Annotated in this window: 17 protein-coding genes; 13 read left to right on the top strand and 4 right to left on the bottom strand. The window is 61.5% G+C overall.

Features of this window, described 5'->3' with window-relative positions; genetic code table 11:
• Positions 1-39: 39 nt before the first annotated feature.
• Positions 40-1,266, bottom strand: a complete 1,227-nt coding sequence (trpB, locus tag B4F27_RS06750; protein WP_286759233.1) for a tryptophan synthase subunit beta — start codon at positions 1,264-1,266, stop codon at positions 40-42.
• Between the two features lie 169 nt (positions 1,267-1,435).
• Positions 1,436-3,379 carry an AsmA family protein gene (locus B4F27_RS06755; RefSeq protein ID WP_286759234.1) on the bottom strand — a complete coding sequence of 648 codons (1,944 nt, stop codon included), beginning with the start codon at positions 3,377-3,379 and terminating at the stop codon, positions 1,436-1,438.
• Positions 3,380-3,443: 64 nt separating this feature from the next.
• Here B4F27_RS06755 and rimO point away from each other — a divergent pair, with 64 nt between their 5' ends.
• The 3 genes from rimO to trhA all read left to right on the top strand — a co-directional run bounded on the left by rimO (position 3,444) and on the right by trhA (position 6,152).
• Positions 3,444-4,814, top strand: coding sequence for a 30S ribosomal protein S12 methylthiotransferase RimO (rimO, locus tag B4F27_RS06760; protein ID WP_286759235.1), 1,371 nt, complete (start codon positions 3,444-3,446; stop codon positions 4,812-4,814).
• 174 nt (positions 4,815-4,988) lie between these two features.
• Positions 4,989-5,408, top strand: coding sequence for a hypothetical protein (locus B4F27_RS06765; RefSeq protein WP_286759236.1), 420 nt, complete (start codon positions 4,989-4,991; stop codon positions 5,406-5,408).
• 123 nt (positions 5,409-5,531) lie between these two features.
• The gene (gene trhA, locus B4F27_RS06770) at positions 5,532-6,152 is read left to right on the top strand and encodes a PAQR family membrane homeostasis protein TrhA (RefSeq protein WP_286759237.1); all 621 of its coding nucleotides are present in this window, start codon (positions 5,532-5,534) and stop codon (positions 6,150-6,152) included.
• Positions 6,153-6,169: 17 nt separating this feature from the next.
• Here the strand turns inward: trhA and B4F27_RS06775 are convergent, their stop codons facing one another.
• Complete coding sequence (locus B4F27_RS06775) at positions 6,170-6,520, bottom strand: YigZ family protein (RefSeq protein ID WP_005851570.1); 351 nt, start codon at positions 6,518-6,520, stop codon at positions 6,170-6,172.
• A gap of 9 nt (positions 6,521-6,529) precedes the next feature.
• Positions 6,530-7,237: a M48 family metallopeptidase gene (locus B4F27_RS06780; protein WP_005851568.1), complete on the bottom strand. Its 708-nt coding sequence runs from the start codon at positions 7,235-7,237 to the stop codon at positions 6,530-6,532.
• A gap of 124 nt (positions 7,238-7,361) precedes the next feature.
• Here B4F27_RS06780 and B4F27_RS06785 point away from each other — a divergent pair, with 124 nt between their 5' ends.
• From B4F27_RS06785 to B4F27_RS06830, 10 genes are all read left to right on the top strand, one after another.
• A complete protein-coding gene (locus B4F27_RS06785; RefSeq protein ID WP_005851566.1) occupies positions 7,362-7,598 on the top strand; it encodes a hypothetical protein in 237 nt (78 codons plus the stop codon).
• A gap of 14 nt (positions 7,599-7,612) precedes the next feature.
• Positions 7,613-8,479, top strand: a complete 867-nt coding sequence (locus tag B4F27_RS06790; protein ID WP_037943282.1) for a branched-chain amino acid aminotransferase — start codon at positions 7,613-7,615, stop codon at positions 8,477-8,479.
• A 32-nt stretch (positions 8,480-8,511) separates the two neighbouring features.
• Complete coding sequence (locus tag B4F27_RS06795) at positions 8,512-8,970, top strand: universal stress protein (RefSeq protein WP_005851562.1); 459 nt, start codon at positions 8,512-8,514, stop codon at positions 8,968-8,970.
• Between the two features lie 98 nt (positions 8,971-9,068).
• Positions 9,069-9,629 carry a NifU family protein gene (locus tag B4F27_RS06800; protein WP_005851560.1) on the top strand — a complete coding sequence of 187 codons (561 nt, stop codon included), beginning with the start codon at positions 9,069-9,071 and terminating at the stop codon, positions 9,627-9,629.
• Positions 9,622-10,278 (top strand): tRNA (adenosine(37)-N6)-threonylcarbamoyltransferase complex dimerization subunit type 1 TsaB, encoded by a 657-nt coding sequence (tsaB, locus tag B4F27_RS06805; protein WP_286759238.1) that lies wholly within the window; start codon positions 9,622-9,624, stop codon positions 10,276-10,278. The genes B4F27_RS06800 and tsaB overlap by 8 nt, the downstream gene beginning before the upstream one ends.
• An 11-nt stretch (positions 10,279-10,289) precedes the next feature.
• On the top strand, positions 10,290-10,691 hold the full coding sequence (locus tag B4F27_RS06810) for a GNAT family N-acetyltransferase (RefSeq protein ID WP_286759239.1): 402 nt from the start codon (positions 10,290-10,292) through the stop codon (positions 10,689-10,691).
• 160 nt (positions 10,692-10,851) lie between these two features.
• The gene (locus B4F27_RS06815; protein ID WP_005851554.1) at positions 10,852-11,847 is read left to right on the top strand and encodes a BMP family lipoprotein; all 996 of its coding nucleotides are present in this window, start codon (positions 10,852-10,854) and stop codon (positions 11,845-11,847) included.
• Between the two features lie 2 nt (positions 11,848-11,849).
• Entirely contained in the window at positions 11,850-13,478 is a 1,629-nt protein-coding gene (locus B4F27_RS06820; protein WP_286759240.1) for an ABC transporter ATP-binding protein, read from the top strand.
• A 1-nt stretch (position 13,479) separates the two neighbouring features.
• Positions 13,480-14,610 carry an ABC transporter permease gene (locus B4F27_RS06825; protein WP_005851551.1) on the top strand — a complete coding sequence of 377 codons (1,131 nt, stop codon included), beginning with the start codon at positions 13,480-13,482 and terminating at the stop codon, positions 14,608-14,610.
• Positions 14,610-15,578: an ABC transporter permease gene (locus B4F27_RS06830; protein ID WP_005851549.1), complete on the top strand. Its 969-nt coding sequence runs from the start codon at positions 14,610-14,612 to the stop codon at positions 15,576-15,578. Before B4F27_RS06825 ends, B4F27_RS06830 begins: the two co-directional genes overlap by 1 nt.
• Positions 15,579-15,632: the final 54 nt, after the last annotated feature.

Raw genomic sequence — 15,632 nt, forward strand, 5'->3', positions numbered from 1 at the left:
CCCTTCGTAATCGTCAGTGTCTAAGCTTTCGTCTGATCCTCAGACCTTCATGTCAAAACCAAGCGCCTTGGCGACGGTGAAAATGTCTTTGTCGCCGCGCCCACACATGTTCATGCAGATGATGTGATCCTTGGGCAGCTCTGGTGCGATCTTCATCACATGCGCCAGCGCGTGGCTGGGTTCGAGCGCAGGAATGATGCCTTCAAGCGCGCAGCTCAGCTGGAACGCCTCAAGCGCTTCTTTATCGGTGATCGACACATATTGCGCGCGGCCAATGTCGTGCAGCCAGGAATGTTCAGGCCCGATCCCGGGGTAATCCAGACCCGCCGAGATAGAGAATCCTTCAAGGATCTGCCCGTCGTCGTCCTGCAACAGATAGGTACGGTTACCATGGAGCACGCCGGGGCGGCCACCGGTCAATGACGCGCAATGCTCCATCTTTTCGTTCACGCCCTTGCCGCCGGCTTCGACGCCGATGATGTTGACGTCCTTGTCATCAAGGAACGGATAGAACAGCCCCATCGCGTTCGACCCGCCACCGATCGCGGCGACCAGCGTGTCGGGCAGACGGCCTTCGGCCGCGTTCATCTGTTCGCGCACTTCCTTGCCAATGATGGCCTGAAAGTCGCGGACCATCGCCGGATAGGGGTGCGGCCCTGCGACCGTGCCGATGCAATAGAACGTGTCGCGCACATTGGTGACCCAATCGCGCAGCGCGTCGTTCATCGCATCTTTCAGCGTTCCACGGCCCGAGGTTACGGGGATCACTTCGGCACCCAGCAGACGCATGCGGAAGACGTTGGGGGCCTGACGTTCAACATCATGCGCGCCCATATAGACAACGCATTGCAGACCGAACTTGGCACAGACGGTGGCCGTGGCTACACCGTGCTGGCCCGCACCGGTTTCCGCGATGATCCGTTTCTTGCCCATGCGCCGCGCCAGAATGATCTGGCCCAGCACGTTGTTGATCTTATGCGCGCCGGTGTGGTTCAGCTCGTCGCGCTTCATGTAAACCTTGGCACCGCCCAGATGTTCGGTCAGACGCTCTGCGAAATACAGCGGGCTGGGGCGACCGACATAGTGGGTCCACAGGTCGTCCATCTCGGCCCAAAAGCTGTCGTCCGTTTTGGCCTTTTCATATTCCGCTTCCAGTTCGAGGATCAGCGGCATCAGGGTTTCCGACACAAACCGCCCCCCGAAATCGCCAAAGCGGCCATTCTCGTCAGGTCCGGTCATGAAAGAGTTGAAAAGATCATTGTCCATGGAGGTGCTCCTTGCGCTTGGCGACCAGCCTTAACGCCCCCGCCGCGACAGGTAAAGACGGGGTGGGGGCGGCGAAGGGCCCGTACCGCCCCTCGCCCACAAAACGCCACGGAAAATTGCAATTTTCCAAACTGAGGGTTTGGAAATACACCGCCCGTGTGGCGCGCCGCTAGTCAAAGAGCTTCAACAGCCCGCGCCGCAGCTCGTCCTCTACCTTTTGTTTCACCGCATCCTCGACCGATTGCCCGTCCTGCCGCGATACGCCCAGTTCCTCCTCCAGCTTTTCGTTCAGCTTTTGGCGGGCCTGTTCCTTTTCCTTGGCAAAGTTCATGTCCAGCGCCGCCTGCAAATCCGGCTTGATCTGCGGTGCGGCCCACGGCCCGAAGATGCGCACCGGAATGGCCAGCCCCCGATCGCCGTTCACCCGCAGTGCCTTGGGCGTGACGGTATAATCAAGCGTCTGCGCCCCCAGCCCCACCTGCCCTGTGCCCGTGGCGGTAAAGTTCGGCAGCTGCATCAGCAGGTCGTCGTTGCGCAGCACGCCTTGATCCATGTCGAATGTCGCGGCAAGGGAATCGAAGACCGTCGTGCCACCCTCGACGTCGAAATTGCCCATCAGCGCATCAAGGTCGATCCCCTCGATATGCCCACGCCCAACATTCACCGCGCCCGATCCGCTAAGCGACCGCATGATCGCGTCCAGCGATGCGCCGGACCCGAGGAAGGATACCTCTGCATCGCCGGTACCGTGGAACCGGCCCAGCCCTGCGGTCTGTTGCAGCAAAGGCTGCATGGCGATGGAGGTCGCGTTCAGCGCCCCGCCCACCGACAGGCCGTTGCGGTTGTTGACCACAAACTCGCCACTGATCACACCGGCATAGGCCCTGATCTCGCGCAGCTCGGCGACCAGACGCGACCGGTCGTTGCGCAGCAATACGCGCGTCGCGCCCAAGCTTAGCGTGCCCAGATCGATGCTATCTGCGCGCAGCGCGACCTCGCCGTTGAAGGCGGAAAGCGCGGACGCATCAATCGGTGCTTTCGACCACCCTGTCGGGGACGCAGGCGCGGGGGTGCTGGACGCGGGCGCGGTGCCACTGGGGGCGCTGCCTGCAAAGCCGGTCAGGTCCAGCGCACCGACGTTGATCTGCGCGTTCACATCGGGCGTGCCGTTCAGCGTGATATCCGCCGCACCGGTCAGGGCGTTCCCGCCCAGATCGGCCACCACCTCGCGCAGGGCCAAGCGCCGGTCGGGCGTCAGGGTCAGATCAAGGTTGATATCCGCCGTCTTTCCCAAGCCCTGCGGCAGTGCGATGTCACCCACCCCGAGCGCTGCCAGAAAACGCCCCGTGTCCGACGTCTTGAGCCAGAGATCCCCCGCGACAGCGCCGGTCAGCCCCGCCCGTCCGGTCAGCGAGACGCCGCCGCCTTTGGTGTCTACACGGGCACGCAGCGGGCGGATATCGCCGTTCAGGAATTGGTCAAACCGGTTGATCGTCGCCTCGATCGACACGCGATCGGCCGCGGGGCGCAGGGCGGCCTTGATCACCGCATCGCCCGCCCGTTCGGGCCAGTCGAGCGACAGGTCCACACCGTCAAATCGCACCAGATCGCTGCCCTCGGCATCATAGATCAACGTGGCGTCGGTGATATTGAGCCGCTGGATCGTCAGCGGGCGCGGGCTGCGCGCAGGCGCGGTCGGAGCGGTCTCGATGGCTGCCGCGCCGCCCCCGTCGCTGAACTGCCAGCTGGCGCGCCCGTCGCGGCGCTGCTCCAGCCGGATGGTGGGGCTTTGGGCTTCAATGTTGGTGATCTTGATCTCGCCCCGGATCAGCGCCATCGCATCAACCCCGATGGCGGCATTGGCGGCCGAGAGCATCGCCCCATCCTTGGCCCAATCGGCATTCCCGACCTCGAGCCCGCCTGCGGTCACCCCCAGCACCGGCCAGAAGGTCAACCCCACATCGCCCGTGATCGTGACCTCGCGCCCTGTCAGGTTGCGCAGCTGGTCCGCCGCGATTCGCGCAATACGGTCGGCGGGCAGCAAGAACAGCGACCCCACCGCGACCACCAAAATCAGCAGCAGTATGCCAATTGCCCGAATAATCCACTTCATCGCCCGTCTCCTTGCCTGATGCGGGGCCTTTCCCAGACCCTTTGCATGGCTTATAGCGCAGTTCATGAGCACAAACCCACCAAATCTACGCCCCGATCTTGCGCCAAAGGCCCAGATCAGCAATCCGTCCCGCCCCGGCCAGCCGACCATCGGCATGGTATCGCTCGGCTGCCCCAAGGCGCTGGTCGACAGCGAACGGATTTTGACGCGCCTGCGCGCCGAAGGCTACGGCGTGTCGCCGGATTACGCCGGGGCGGATGCGGTGATTGTGAACACCTGCGGCTTCCTTGATTCCGCCAAGGCCGAAAGCCTTGACGCGATTGGCGAGGCGCTGAACGAAAATGGCAAAGTGATCGTGACCGGCTGCCTCGGGGCCGAGCCGGATTATATCCGCGAACATCACCCGCGTATTCTGGCCGTCACCGGCCCGCACCAATATGAACAGGTGCTGGACGCGGTGCATGGGGCCGTGCCGCCTTCGCCCGATCCGTTTATCGATCTGCTGCCTGCGCAGGCCGTCAGCCTGACGCCGCGCCACTACAGCTATCTGAAGATCTCGGAAGGCTGTAATCACAAGTGCAAGTTCTGCATCATCCCCGACATGCGCGGCCGCCTGCAATCGCGCCCTGCCCATGCGATCCTGCGCGAGGCTGAAAAGCTGGTGCAGAACGGCGTGAACGAGCTGCTGGTGATCTCTCAGGATACCTCGGCCTACGGCGTCGATATCAAACATGCCGAAGACCGTGGCCACCGCGCACATATCACCGATCTGGCCCGTGATCTGGGGTCGCTCGGGGCGTGGGTACGGCTGCATTACGTCTACCCCTACCCCCATGTGCGCAACCTGATCCCGCTGATGGCTGAAGGTCTGGTACTGCCCTATCTGGATATTCCCTTCCAGCACGCGCATCCCGACGTGCTGAAACGCATGGCCCGCCCTGCGGCGGCGGCTAAGACGCTGGATGAAATCGCCGCGTGGCGTGACACCTGCCCCGACATCACCCTGCGGTCGACATTCATCGTTGGCTACCCCGGCGAGACAGAGGCAGAGTTCCAGACCCTGCTGGATTGGCTCGACGAGGCGCAGCTGGATCGCGTGGGCTGTTTTCAGTACGAAAACGTCGATGGAGCGCGGTCAAATGCGCTCCCCGATCACGTGTCGGACGAGGTCAAGCAGGACCGCTGGAACCGCTTTATGGAGAAGGCGCAAGCCATCTCGGCCGCCAAGCTGGAAGCCAAAGTCGGTCGCCGCATGGATGTGATCATCGACGAAATCGACGACGAGGCCGCTACCTGCCGCACGAAGGCAGACGCGCCAGAGATCGACGGCAACCTGTTCATCGACGAAGGGTTCGAAAACCTGAGCGTTGGCCAGATCGTGACCGTCGAAGTCGAAGAAGCCGGCGAATACGATCTTTGGGGGCGCGTGGTCTAGGCCACTGCTCTCCCCCCTTCTCAACCGTGGAACAATCCGAGCGTCCTGGCGTTCCTATTCGCGCAGGCAGGTCCGATTGCAGGCGCAGCCCATGTAGTGGAAATAGTAAATCCGCACCCTACATATAGACATATGATGGCGTATCAGAGGTGAAACCCTTGAAAAGCGCAGGTGATGTTCTATATATGTTCTAACCAGAACAAGGGGGCCTATACGATGTCCTACCAACCGCAGTTTCCCGGCATGTTCGATCCCGACAACGGGGCCGTACCTGCCCATGAAGAAGGTTCAGCCCGCGACGCGCGCGCCGCTTTGCCGCCGACGGAGAAGCAGATGCAGTATGCTACGTCGCTTAGCCTCAAGACCGGCGCGCCTGTGCCAAAACGGGCATTGACCGACCGCGCCGCGCTGTCTGAATGGATCGACGCCCATAAGCCCAAGCCGGTGGACGGGCCGTTTTCGCAGTATCCTTCGTCAAAGCAGGTCGCTTTTGCCGAACGCATCGCCCGTCTGAAGCGCCGCGATATCCCGCAGGAGTGTTTCCGCGACAAGACGATGATGTCGCGCTGGATCGACGGCAATAAACCCCGTTGATCCGGACGCGCGCCACGCGTCGGCATAACCTCCTATACGAATGGATAGGCCGAGATACCAAAGCGCCATTAATTAGGCGAAATCTGACATGGGAATGTTGCAAACGGGTGCTAGATTTGACCTATGGCTTATCCGCACCCAACCGCTGACACTCTCGCCGATGGCACGATCCACGTGTTGGGTCTGGGATTTGCGATACCGGCAACAATCCTGCTGACGACCTATGCTGCAAGCCAGGGGGAGCAGCTTACACCGACGCTGGTTTATGCGGCCTGCTTTGTCCTGTCGCTTCTGGCGTCGGCGATTTACCACCTTTTACCGTTTGATCGTACCCGCGCCCTGCTGGGGCGGATTGACCATGCGGCGATCTACTTCAAGATCGCGGGCACCTACACACCGTTTGTTGTGCTCATCGGAACGGGGTTCGCCTATGGCATCCTCGCTGTGGTCTGGGCGCTGGCCATTATCGGCGCGGTCGCCAAACTGTCTTTCTGGAGCACGGAGTCTAAAGCGTCGCTTTATCTGTATCTTGGCATGGGGTGGCTGTCTGTGCTGCTGGTCTGGCCAATGTGGCAAAGCCTGCCCACCACGGCGCTGACGCTGATTGGCATCGGCGGGGTGATCTATACGCTGGGGACGATCGTCTTTGCACACCCCGGCATGCGCTTTCAGAATGCGATCTGGCACAGCTTTGTGCTTGCCGCCTCTATCTGCTTTTTCGCCGCCATCTCTATCAGCTTGTAAGCCCGTGTCAGGCCGCGTCAGGCCGCGTCCAGATAGGCGCGCACGCAGGATTGCACGTGGCGGAACCGGTCGCCGCCCAAATGTTTCCCGCCATACCAGCGCGTGACCACGATCAGGTGATCCTCCAGCCCCTCACGCTCTAGCATCCGGATGATCACCATCCCCGCACCGGATTCCCCATCATCGCCTTTCAGCGGGCCGCCGTCTGACAGCAGCACCGCCCAGGTGTTGTGGGTTGCCTTGGCATAGGATTTATCGCGCTTGAGCTCTTTCAGCGCGGCATCCACGGCGGCGCGATCGGACGCGGGGCAGCCTGAGACGGCATATTTCGACCCGCGGTCCGTCAGTATCTGGCCAAGCTGCTTCATGCGGTGCCGTTACAGCCCCGCCGCGGTCCGCCGTACGGTATCCAGACGCGATGCATTGGGCGGGTGCGTGCCCAGAAAACGGTCACCGGGGTCAGGAATACGGGTAAAGAATTCGGCCCCCCGCAGCGGGTTATACCCTGCGCGTGCGGTGATAATTGTGCCCAAGGCGTCTGCCTCAAGCTCGAAGTCCTTGGAATAGGTCCGCGCGCCCACCTGAGCCCCAAGACGCTGTGCCGATTCGACCGCTGTCGCATCGCCCCCGCTCAGCGTGGCGAGACCGGCAAAGATTACCGCACCGGCGACCGCGTTCTGCTGTTGGCGTGCGATATGCCCTTCGATGTGGTGGGCAGCCTCGTGCCCCATGACAAAGGCAAGCTCGTCCTCATTACGCGCATCCGCGATCAGGGCGAGCGTGAAGGCGATGACCGGACGCCCGGCCTTATCCTCGGTCTGGTAGGCGTTGGCGGGCTGGCCGGGACGGTCATCGACCACGATATTGAAATCGCAATTCACCTGCGAGGTCCGCACGCGACATTCGCGTTCGGCGACAGGTTCGACCGTTTGCAACACGCGGATAAAGCTGCGGGCGGATTCATTGGCGGAAAAACTAGCGGGTTGCCCTTGCTCGGGTTGGGTGGAGACAGGCCCCGACATGGTCGTCGGTTCGCAGGCAGCCATAAATGCCGCAGCAGCCAGAGCAAGACAGTATCTCAACATCACGTAACGCATCCTCAAAAGGGCAACGAATAGATCTGCCACCGTTTTAACGCGGCGGCGCGGATTTGAACAGACGGCGCAGTGCTGCCCTTGCATTGGACCGCCGAAAGAATACTGTGCCTTTATGTTTACGATTGAACACGAATTCGATGCCAGTGTGATCACTCTGATCGACGAAGGCAAAGCACCCTTGCGTGAAGATGTGACGGTGCAGGCCTTTGCCAGCGTTATCACATTCGAGCAATGGGACCCGCGCACCAACTCTGTCTGCAAGATCAGCCTCTCGCCCGAACAGCTGCACGATCTGACAGCCGCGCTGAACCTGCCCGAGGGCATCTACCGCACCGCGCCCAAGCGGTAACCAAAGGACACGCAATGGCCACTGGCACAGATATCAAGACATTTTACGAAGGCAGTTGGCACGAGGGTGACATCTCTGTCATCAAAGCGGCTGACCACGGTGCATGGCTGGGCACGACCGTATTCGACGGGGCGCGGCTGTTCGACGGTCTCAGCCCCGATCTGGAGGCGCATTGCGCGCGGATCAACCGGTCGGCCAAGGCGCTGATGATCACCCCCACGGTCGAGACCGCCGATATGGTCGAGATGGTACGCGAGGGTCTGAAAAGCTACCCCAAGGACGCCGCCGTCTATATCCGCCCGATGTATTGGGCGCTGGCGGGCGACGAGCTGGGGATCGTGCCATTAAAGGACGCGACCGGTTTTGCCATCAGCCTTGAACAGATCCCTATGGCGGCACCCGATGCGGCCACGACGCTGACACGGACCCGTTTCCGGCGTCCCGTGCTTGAAGACAACGTCGTCAACGCCAAGGCGGGCTGCCTTTATCCCAACAACGCCCGCATGATGGTTGAAGCCCGCGCCAAGGGCTTTGGCAACGCTCTGGTCGCCGATGCCATGGGCAATGTCGCCGAATCGGCTTCTGCCAATGTGTTCATGGTCAAGGATGGCGAGGTGTTCACCCCGATCCCCAATGGCACGTTTCTGGCCGGTATCACCCGCGCGCGGCATATGTCGAACATGCGCGCCGACGGGATCAAGGTGCACGAAACAGTGCTAAGCTTTGATGACTTCCATGCCGCGGACGAGGTCTTTTTGTCCGGCAATATGATGAAGGTCACGCCGGTCAAAGCGTTTGACGACACGCAGTACCAGATCGGCCCCATGACCCGCCGCGTGCGCGAGATGTATTGGGATTGGGCGGCCTCTGACCGTGGCTGACCCCGCCCCCCACCGTTCAACAGGAGGATGCTATGCGTAAATTTATGGTTGTGCTGGATGACAGCCGCGAATGCCTGAACGCCATGCGATTTGCCGCGATGCGGGCGTCCAACTCTGGCGGCGGGGTGGTGGTGCTGTCGGTCATCCCGCCTGACGAATTCAATCACTGGATCGGTGTGGCCGAGGTCATGCGCGAGGAAGCCCGCGAAAGGATCGAGGTGCATTTCGAGGTCTTCGCCAAATGGATGCGCGACCGGCTGAACGTGGAGCCCGCGCTGGTTATTCGCGAAGGTGTGATCGTGGACGAGATCATCAACCAGCTGGCCGATGACCCCGAAGTCGGCGTGCTGGTCCTTGGCGCGGGCACCGACAAGAAATCTGGCCCCGGCCCCTTGGTGACCCAGCTTTCCCGCAACGCAGGCTCGCTGCCGGTGCCGATCACCATCGTTCCCGGTGACATGAGCAAAGAACGGCTCGAGATGATCACCTGAGGCGGCACCGCGTCCCGTCGCAAACTTAGAATCGTTCCAAACCTTGACTTGCGCGCGCTCAGGTCGCATATCTGCATCAACCCTTTCAGGAGCATGTGATGTTTATTCAGACCGAATCCACGCCCAACCCCGCAACGTTGAAATTCCTGCCCGGTCAGACCGTGCTAGAGATGGGCACCGCCGATTTCCCCGCCCCCGAAGCCGCCAGCGCCTCGCCTTTGGCCACGCGTCTGTTCGCTGTCGAAGGCGTGACCGGCGTGTTCTTCGGCACCGATTTCGTGACCATCACCAAGGCTGACGGGATCGAATGGGACCACCTGAAACCCGCCCTGCTTGGCGCGATTATGGAGCATTTTCAATCCGGCCAGCCGGTGATGGAAACCGGCCATGACCACGCGTCGGGCCATGCGGAGCATACGGGCGAAGACGGTGCGATCGTCGGCCAGATCAAGGAATTGCTGGACAGCCGCGTGCGCCCTGCCGTGGCACAGGACGGCGGCGACATCACCTTCCACGGGTTCGAGCGCGGCGTTGTCTATCTGCACATGCAAGGGGCCTGCGCGGGCTGCCCATCGTCCACATTGACGTTGAAAATGGGCATCGAGAACCTGCTGCGCCACTACATCCCCGAAGTGACCGAGGTACGCCCGGTTGCCTAAGACGCCTCTTCTCCTGGCGTTTGATACATCGGCCGCACATTGTGCGGCCGCTTTGCTGTCGGGCGACCAGATCATCGCCAGCGTCGAGGAACCGATGAACAAGGGTCAGGGCGAACGGCTGCTTGGCCTATGTGCCGAGGTGCTGGCCAGCGCAGATGTGGCCTATAGCGATCTGACAGCGATTGGCGTCGGCATCGGGCCGGGGAACTTCACCGGGATCCGCATCGCGGTCTCGGCCGCGCGCGGGCTCGCGCTTGGCCTTGAGGTGCCGGCGATAGGTGTTTCACATCTTCAGGCGCTGGCCTTCGGGCATGATGGGGTTGTCATCAGCAGCATCGATGCGCGGCAGGACAAGCTGTTCGTGCAGGTGTTCGGCACGATGGACGACCGCGACCCTGTGATGTGTGGGCTGGATGATCTGCCTTCGGTGCCCTCGCGCGCTGATCCCGTCTGTGTGGGGCATCAGGCCGATATGATCGCAGCACTTTGTAACGGCACCGCCTTGCCCTCTCGTATGCCCGTGGCAGAGGCAACGGCACGCATTGCCGCGACGAAGCTTGGCACCCGGACCCCGCGCCCTGCCCCGCTGTATCTGCGCCCCGCCGATGCCGCCCCGGCCCGCGACACACCGCCCGCGATCTTTTCATGACGCCGCAGGATATGGCGCGGATTCACGCCGCCGCTTTCGTGCACGACCGTGCGTGGACGGCGCAAGAGATCGCCGATCTGCTGGCCTCCCCTTTTGTGACGTATCTGGGCGAACCGCAGGGATTTGCCCTGACCCGCCTGATCGCGGGAGAGGCAGAGCTGCTGACCCTCGCCGTTGATCCCGCAGCGCAACGTCAGGGCATTGGCCGCCGCTTGCTGCAACGCTGGATGGACGGGCTTGAAGCGCAGGCCGACACCGCCTTTCTAGAGGTCGCCGCGGACAATACCGCTGCCATCGCGCTTTACACTGCCGCAGGGTTTCATCAAACGGCCACGCGTCGCAGTTATTATCAGCGTAAAGATGCGTCCTCCGTTGATGCATTGATCTTTTCGCGTCAGTTTACGCACGGTTAATAGGCAATATCATCCCCAAGCGCTTGAGAATCCGGTTGACCCTACCCATGGGCTACGCAGTATCGTACATCTGATCGACGGAACCGGGCGCAAGCACGGAACTGCGACCGGGCAAAGGCTTCGCGCTTGCGCCCCAACACAATAAACCGGGAGACACTCCATGACCCTTATGACCAAATTCCTCGGCGCTGCTGCGGCCACGGCTCTTAGTGCCGGTGCGGCTCTGGCCGAACCCGCCCTGATCTTCGACCTTGGCGGCAAATTCGACAAATCCTTCAACGAAGCCGCCTTTGCTGGCGCGCAACGCTGGGCCGAAGAGACCGGTGAAAGCTTCCGCGAGATCGAACTGCAGTCCGAAGCACAGCGTGAACAGGCGCTGCGCCGTTTCGCCGAAGCGGGCTCCAACCCCATCGTGATGACCGGCTTTGCCTTTGGTGATGCACTTGGTCAGGTGGCAGGCGATTACCCTGATACCGATTTTGTCATCATCGACATGGTTGTCGACGCGCCCAACGTCCGTTCCGTTGTCTTCAACGAACACGAAGGGTCCTATCTGGTCGGTATGATGGCGGCGATGGCCTCTGAATCCAACACTGTCGGTTTTATCGGCGGCATGGACATCCCCCTGATCCGTAAGTTCGCCTGCGGCTACGCCCAAGGCGTTCTGGCCGTGAACCCCGACGCGACCGTGATTTCGAACATGACAGGTTCGACCCCCGCCGCATGGAACGACCCCGTAAAAGGGTCCGAACTGACCAAAGCGCAGATCAGCCAGGGTGCTGATGTTGTCTATGCAGCCGCGGGCGGCACAGGCGTTGGCGTTCTGCAAACCGCAGCGGACGAAGACATCCTGTCGATCGGCGTGGACAGCAACCAGAACCACCTGCACCCGGGCAAAGTCCTGACCTCGATGATCAAACGCGTGGACAATGCTGTGTTTGACGCAATGTCCGATGGCCCCGGCATGGAAAAAGGCTTTAACGTCATGGGCGTTGGCAACGAAGGCGTCGGCGTCGCGATTGACGAACACAACAAGGCACTGGTTACCGCTGAAATGCAGGCCGCTGTGGATGAAGCAGCAGCCAAGATCGCAGACGGGTCGCTTGAGGTACATGACTACATGTCCGACGACAGCTGCCCGAGCCTGAGCTTCTAAGCGTGAGCACTGCAACACATACGGAGCGGCAGGAAACTGCCGCTCCGGCGATCGAGCTGAAAGGCATCTCCAAGGCCTTTGGTCCGGTACAGGCCAATAAAGACATCTCTATCCGCGTTATGCCCGGCACGATCCATGGGATCATCGGGGAAAACGGCGCGGGCAAATCGACGCTGATGTCGATCCTTTACGGATTCTACAAAGCCGATAAAGGCGACATCTTTATCGCCGGTAAAAAAACCGACATCCCTGACAGCCAGGCCGCGATTGCCGCAGGCATCGGGATGGTGTTCCAGCACTTCAAACTGGTTGAAAATTTCACGGTCCTGGAAAACATCATTCTGGGTGCCGAAGACGGGCGGCTGTTGAAGCCATCACTGGCCAAGGCGCGCAAATCGCTGATGAAGCTGGCTGATGACTACGGCCTGAAGGTGGACCCCGACGCGCTGGTGCAAGACATCGGCGTCGGCATGCAGCAACGGGTAGAAATCCTCAAGGCGCTGTATCGTCAGGCGGATATCCTCATTCTGGACGAGCCCACCGGCGTGTTGACCCCAGCCGAGGCGGACCAGCTGTTCCGCATCCTCGGGCGTCTGCGTTCCGAAGGAAAGACGATCATCCTGATCACCCACAAACTGCGCGAGATCATGGAGACGACGGACACCGTATCGGTCATGCGCCGCGGCGAGATGACTGCCACCGTCAAGACCGCCGAAACCTCGCCCGCCGAACTGGCGGAGCTGATGGTCGGCCGCAAGGTCCTGCTGCGTGTTGACAAGAAACCCGCGGCCCCCGGCCCGGTCATTCTGGATGTCGAAGGGCTGCGCGTCGTTGATGACAAGGGCGTCGAGCGTCTACGCGGCATCGATCTGCAAGTCCGCGCGGGCGAAATCCTTGGCGTTGCGGGGGTGGCCGGCAATGGCCAGTCCGAACTGCTTGAGGTTCTGGGCGGATACCAGACCGGCAAGGGCAGCGTGCGCGTCAATGGCACGGCACTGGACCTGACCGGCAATAAATCCGACGGCCAATCCCGCCGCAACCACGGCATCGCCCATGTCCCCGAAGACCGCCAGCGCGAAGGTCTGATCATGGAGTATCAGGCGTGGGAAAACACCGCCTTCGGCTATCACAAAGATCCTGCCTACCGCAGCGGCATGTTGATGGATAACGCCGCGATCAAGGCCGACACCGTTGAAAAGATGAAACGTTTCGACGTGCGTCCGCCAAACCCCAAACTGGCGGCCAAGAACTTTTCCGGCGGGAACCAGCAAAAGATCGTTCTGGCGCGCGAGATCGAACGCAACCCCGACCTGCTGCTGATCGGACAGCCGACCCGTGGCGTGGATATCGGCGCGATCGAATTCATCCACGAACAGATCGTCGCCCTGCGCGATCAGGGCAAGGCGATCCTGCTGGTCTCGGTCGAGCTGGAAGAGATTCTCGCACTCAGCGACCGGGTGGCTGTCATGTTCGACGGTCAGGTCATGGGCATCCGCGACGCCAGTCAGACCGATGAAAAGGAACTGGGCTTGCTGATGGCGGGCATCACCGATACCGATGCGCCCCATTCCATCGAAGAGATCGAAGACAATCTGGCCCATGCGGGCGGCGATCCGCATAAGGAAGTGTAACATGGACGTAATGCCAAAATGGGCCGAGGTCGTCCTCGTGCCTTTGATTTCGCTATTGCTGGCAGCGATCCTGTCGGCGCTGGTCATTCTGGGCATCGGGGAAGACCCTGTTGCGGCCGTCAAACTGATGGTGTCCGGCGCATTGGGCAGCACCTATGGCTGGGGCTATACGCTGTATTACGCCACGAACTTCATGTTCACCGGCCTTTGCGTTGCCATCGCCTTTCACGCGCGGCTGTTCAATATCGGTGGTGAAGGCCAGGCGATGCTGGGCGGTTTGGGCGTGGCGCTGGCCTGTCTGTATATCCCGTGGCCCCATTGGTCGCTGGCCCTGATCGGTGCAGCGGCGATGGCTGCGGTGTTCGGCGCCGCCTGGGCCGCGATTCCCGCGTTCCTGCAAGCCAAACGGGGCAGCCATATCGTGATCACCACGATCATGTTCAACTTTATCGCGGCGGCGGTGCTGAACTATATTCTGGTTAATATGCTGCGCCCCCAAGGCAGCATGGACCCCGCAACGGCACGCTTTCCTGACGCGACCAAACTACCGACGCTGCATGATATCCTTGCCCCGCTGGGGATCGAGTTTTCCAAGGCAGCGCCCGCCAATATCTCGCTTCTGGTGGCGGTTGCGGCCTGTATCTTCCTGTGGGTGCTGATCTGGCGCACGCGGCTGGGGTATGAGATCCGCGCCTATGGCCATTCGGAATCGGCTGCGAAATACGCCGGTATCTCTCCGGTCAAGATTACGATGATCGCGATGATCATCTCGGGTGGTTTGGCGGGCATGATGGCGATCAACAACGTCATGGGCGAAGCCGAACGGCTGGTGCTGAACGCCACGGAAGGCGCGGGCTTTATCGGGATCGCTGTGGCGCTAATGGGCCGCAGCCATCCTTTGGGCGTTTTCCTTGCCGCGATCCTCTTCGGGTTCCTCTATCAGGGCGGTGCTGAACTGGCGCTCTGGACCTCGATCCCGCGCGAGCTGATCGTCGTCATTCAGGCGCTGGTGATCCTCTTTACCGGAGCGTTGGACAACATGGTGCGTATGCCGCTCGAGAAAATCTTTCTGGCGCTGCGCGCCGCACGGGCCCCCAAGCCCGAACGCAAACCGGTGGAGCCTGCTGAATAATGGATTATATCACGCTTATCCAACTGTTCGACAGCACCGTGCGCCTTGCCACACCGCTGCTGCTGGCCTGCCTTGCCGGTCTGTTTTCCGAACGCGCCGGTATTTTCGACATCGGCCTTGATGGCAAGATGCTGGCGGCGGCGTTCTTTTCGGCGGCCGTGGCGTCGCTGACGGGGAACGTCTGGCTGGGGCTGCTGGCCGGCATCGCCGCGTCGATGGCGCTGAGCCTGCTACACGGGCTGGCCTCCATCACCTTCCGCGGCAACCAGCTGATTTCCGGCGTCGCGATCAACTTTCTTGCCGCCGGTCTGACGGTGCTGATCGCGCAGGACTGGTTCCAGCAAGGCGGGCGCACGCCGTCGCTGATCGGCGGGGCGCGGTTCAATCCGATCACCCTGCCCTTTGCCGATGACATCGCCCAGACCCCGATCATCGGCCCGCTCTATGCCGAGCTGATCTCGGGCCATTCGATCCTTGTCTACCTCGCCTTCCTCGCGGTCCCTGCGACATGGTGGCTGCTGTATCGGACACGCTTTGGCCTGCGTCTGCGCGCTGTGGGCGAAAACCCCGCTGCGGTGGATACCGCTGGGGTTTCCGTCATCGGGCTGCGCTATGCCGCGGTGCTGATCTGTGGCGTACTTTGCGGTATTGCCGGTGCCTACCTCAGCACGGCGCTGCAGGCCGGCTTCATCAAGGATATGTCCGCAGGCCGTGGCTATATCGCTCTGGCGGCACTGATCTTTGCCAAGTGGCGCCCGTGGTACGCGCTGTGGGCCACGCTGCTGTTCGGCCTGTTCGGCGCGCTGGAAACCCGCCCCGACGTGATCGAGGCATTGGTGAACTTCAAGGTTCAGGGCCAGTTGCTGGCCGCCCTGCCCTATGTGATGACCGTGATCATCCTCGCAGGCTTTGTCGGCAAGGCGATCCCGCCCCGTGCCGGCGGCGAGCCCTACGTCAAAGAGCGTTAACGCTCCCCGCGCCGTCGCAGATTGCGGCGGCGCAGCATCCACGATTGATTTCAA

This window comes from Sulfitobacter sp. UBA1132 (genome assembly GCF_002311545.1).
GTDB lineage: Bacteria > Pseudomonadota > Alphaproteobacteria > Rhodobacterales > Rhodobacteraceae > Sulfitobacter > Sulfitobacter pontiacus.